The sequence below is a fragment of the Dolichospermum sp. UHCC 0260 genome (assembly GCF_009711985.1).
Lineage (GTDB): Bacteria > Cyanobacteriota > Cyanobacteriia > Cyanobacteriales > Nostocaceae > Dolichospermum > Dolichospermum lemmermannii.
In genome coordinates this window covers 1-3,887 of the sequence record NZ_VIKZ01000100.1, presented here as the reverse complement: position 1 = coordinate 3,887, position 3,887 = coordinate 1, and the positions used below count along the sequence as shown (strand labels likewise).

The following is a 3,887-nucleotide window of genomic DNA, read 5'->3' as shown; positions in this document are numbered from 1 at the left end:
AAGAAACTAACTTTGGCATAGATGCTAATAGTGATGGTGTGATTGGTAATCCCTCTAGTCTGACTTTGACAGGTACTAGTGGTAATGATTTCCTCGTTGGTGGTGCAAATAATGATATTCTCACTGGTGGGGGTGGTAAAGATACTCTAACTGGTGGTTTAGGAAGTGACAAATTTGTTTACCAAAATCTTACTGATTCTCTCTTAGCTAACTTTGATGTGATTACTGACTTCAACGCCACCACAGGTAATGATTTATTCCGTGTTTCTACCGCACGAGCCGGATTTGTGAATGTGGGCGCAGTTAATACCCTGGATGCTGCTGGTATCGTAGCAAAATTAACTGCGGCAGCCTTTGGGTCAAATTTTGCGGCTCAATTCAGTTTTGGACAAAAAACCTTTGTTGCCATTAATGATGCAACAGCAGGGTTTAATGCGGCTAATGATGCCATTATTGAAGTTACGGGTTTAACCGGAACATTGAATGTCAATCATTTTGTGATTGTTTAGAGGATATTCAGCAAGTCAAACTTCCTACTGTTAATTAACCAAAACGGTTGGGACATGGACTTTGACAAAATTACGAAAAACCTAGATTTGTAGGGGTTTAGCAGTGCTAAACCCTTACCCACAGAATCAAATGATTAAGCCGTGTTGAGTATAAATAGTTCGATTTGTTTATAAGTGCTTAGAAACTGAGGTTAATAATCAAAAGGATTCAAATATACTGAGATCACCGACTTTTTAGAAAAGTCAGGGATCTCAATACAAATTCGAGAAAGCCCTAAAAGATATAATGTAAAAGAACATGATCCATATATTGCAGTGAACAGTTATCAGTAAACGCCTGTCAAGCTATAACTCTGATAACTGATAGCTTATTCCCTTACACCATTAGCGGTAGAAAAACATTGTGTTTGTTCTTAGCGGTTACGAGTACCTTCTAGGCTTTTTTCTCCTGTGTAGCCTAGTTCCAGTCCTAGCACTGTCAGCCTCAAAAATTCTTAGACCCACTGGTAACAGTCTGGAAAGACGCACAACTTACGAATGCGGACTAGAACCCATTGGCGGAGCTTGGATTCAGTTCAACATTCGTTACTATATGTTTGCTCTGGTCTTCGTTGTCTTTGACGTAGAAACAGTATTTTTGTATCCTTGGGCAGTTGCATTTAACCGTTTGGGTTTATTGGCATTTATCGAAGCCCTAGTCTTTATTTCGATTCTTATCATCGCCTTAGTTTACGCATGGCGCAAAGGAGCTTTGGAATGGTCTTAAATTCTAATATCATCACCCCAGACAAAGAACAAATCATCAACCCCATTCAACGGCCGACAGTTACCCATGAACTGTCAGAAAACGTCATTTTAACCACCGTTGATGACCTTTACAACTGGGCGCGACTTTCTAGTTTGTGGCCTTTACTGTTTGGTACAGCTTGCTGCTTCATTGAATTTGCGGCATTAATCGGCTCTCGCTTCGACTTTGACCGTTTTGGGTTAATTCCTCGTTGTAGCCCCCGACAAGCCGATTTAATCATCACTGCGGGAACAATTACCATGAAGATGGCTCCCCAATTGGTGCGTCTTTATGAACAAATGCCCGAACCCAAGTATGTGATTGCCATGGGCGCTTGTACAATTACTGGGGGAATGTTTAGCGTTGACTCACCTACCGCAGTGCGCGGAGTTGATAAGCTGATTCCTGTAGATGTATATTTGCCTGGTTGTCCTCCCCGTCCAGAAGCGATTATTGACGCAATTATTAAACTGCGGAAAAAAATTGCCAACGAGTCTATGCAGGAACGGGATAACATCAAGCAAGTTCACCGCTACTACAGTACAACTCATAATATGAAGCCAGTTCCCGAAATATTAACTGGTAAATATATGCAGTCAGAAACCCGCTTCAATCCCCCCAAAGAATTGACGGAAGCAATTGGTATGGCTGTACCCCCAGGATTGTTGACAGCAAAGACACAGAAGGAGGAACAAGCACGTGGCTGAAGAAGAATCCAAACCAGTTCCCGTAGCGGAAGCACCTCTAGTTAAACCCGGTAAAGTTTCCCAATGGTTAGGGTCAAATGGCTTTTTCCATGAGTTTCTAGAACTTGACGCTAACGGAGTAGAAATAATTAAAGTCCCCGCAGATTTTCTACTGCCTATTTCTACAGCTTTGTATGCCTATGGGTTTAATTATCTCCAATTTCAGGGAGGAATTGACTTAGGTGCAGGAGAAGAATTGGTAAGTGTTTATCATTTACTTAAAGTTAGTGATAATGCTGACCGTCCTGAAGAAATCAGGGTGAAAGTGTTTTTACCCAGAGAAAATCCCTCTTTGCCTTCAGTTTACTGGATTTGGAAAACAGCAGACTGGCAAGAACGGGAAAGCTATGATATGTATGGCATCATCTATGAAGGTCATCCTAACTTAAAACGGATTTTGATGCCAGAAGATTGGGTAGGTTGGCCTTTACGTAAAGATTACATCTCACCTGATTTTTATGAGTTACAAAATGCTTATTAAGGATTGCTGGAATTGAGTTTTCAGTAGTGACAATTAACCCCTTTCCAGTTGTGGAGAGGGGTTTAAGTTATAAGTCTTTATTTGTGTAATAGTGAATTATAAATAATTATCCAAGCATCAATTAATGTAATTATAAGTTAAGAATTTTAGGGACTTTCAAGAAATAAATTATCCTGATTAACGAACCACAGAGGCGCAGAGGACACAGAGGAATAAGGGTTTGAGAGATTTTTGCATTAGGTTGTTGAGTATTTTTTTTATTTGGAAGTCCCTTAGTTATAATAAAAAATATAAATGCTGGTTAATTAAGAGTTAGAGATAGGTAAAATATCATGTTAAAAATACAACCTCCAACCATAATTGATTTTTATCCTTTAATAGCTGCTAAAGATAAGGATGATACAGCAAATTGTCATCAAACGTGCTACAGGTGGAAAGGGTTAAACCCATTACTAAACTTCGTTTGGCAATTAATTATTTTAGTAAAATTTCTAATTTATAAGGATGGTTAAATGAACAATAATAAATGCTGTAATGGCAATAACTGGTTAAACTAGAATTTACAACCTGAATACAGGAAAACCCATCATGATCATTGCTACCCAAGCATACCAAATCACTTGGGAAAAACTACCCGATGATTACATTCTCCCAGATGATCCAGTGGACAACATCTATCAACCAGCCCAAGCCTCTGCCCTGACTGAAAGCCTCCAACTAGCTGGTAAACTTCCCCCCAGTTGCCTCACAACGACTAACTACGGTATCTGTGCCACCGTAAATGGCAAAATTGTCATTAAAGCTCCTGATTGGGCTTATATCCCGGAAATTCGCGGCACTAAAAAAGAAGTCTTTCGTAGTTATACACCCCAACTCCAGGGAGATATTCCAGTTATCGTTATGGAATTTATTTCTGATACAGACGGAACAGAATATTCCATTAAACCAACTTATCCCCCTGGAAAATGGTTTTTCTATGAAAAAATCTTAAAAATACCCAATTACGCTATTTTTGAACCCGATAACGGTAGTTTAGAATTTTACCAGCTAAACTCTAATACAGGTTTGTACACTTTGCAAAATCCTCACGAAAACCAACTTTACTGGATAGAAGAAATGAATCTTTATCTGGGAGTGTGGGAAGGGACAAGAGAAAACTTAACTGGTAAATGGTTAAGATGGTGGGACGAACAGGGAAATTTATTGTTGTGGAGTTCAGAGTTAGTAGAACAAAAACGACAAGAGATAGAACAAGAAAAACAACGCGCAGAACAGGAAACACAGCGTGCTGAAAGACTAGCTGCACAATTAAGAGCATTAGGTATCGAACCAGAAAACTAAAAGTAGGGTGGGACTCGCCCACC

At 39.5% G+C, this 3,887-nt stretch carries 5 protein-coding genes; all 5 read left to right on the top strand.

The window, feature by feature from the left end:
* Window positions 1-509: calcium-binding protein (locus FJR08_RS22385; RefSeq protein ID WP_168634627.1), on the top strand; the 509-nt coding region annotated here is incomplete at its 5' end.
* Between the two features lie 403 nt (window positions 510-912).
* A complete protein-coding gene (locus FJR08_RS22380) occupies window positions 913-1,275 on the top strand; it encodes an NAD(P)H-quinone oxidoreductase subunit 3 (protein ID WP_015081487.1) in 363 nt (120 codons plus the stop codon).
* Complete coding sequence (locus FJR08_RS22375; protein WP_015081488.1) at window positions 1,266-2,003, top strand: NADH dehydrogenase subunit K; 738 nt, start codon at window positions 1,266-1,268, stop codon at window positions 2,001-2,003. The genes FJR08_RS22380 and FJR08_RS22375 overlap by 10 nt, the downstream gene beginning before the upstream one ends.
* Window positions 1,996-2,523, top strand: coding sequence for an NAD(P)H-quinone oxidoreductase subunit J (locus tag FJR08_RS22370; protein WP_015081489.1), 528 nt, complete (start codon window positions 1,996-1,998; stop codon window positions 2,521-2,523). Before FJR08_RS22375 ends, FJR08_RS22370 begins: the two co-directional genes overlap by 8 nt.
* 588 nt (window positions 2,524-3,111) lie before the next feature.
* Window positions 3,112-3,864: a Uma2 family endonuclease gene (locus FJR08_RS22365; RefSeq protein ID WP_168634626.1), complete on the top strand. Its 753-nt coding sequence runs from the start codon at window positions 3,112-3,114 to the stop codon at window positions 3,862-3,864.
* The last annotated feature ends 23 nt before the right edge of the window (window positions 3,865-3,887 follow it).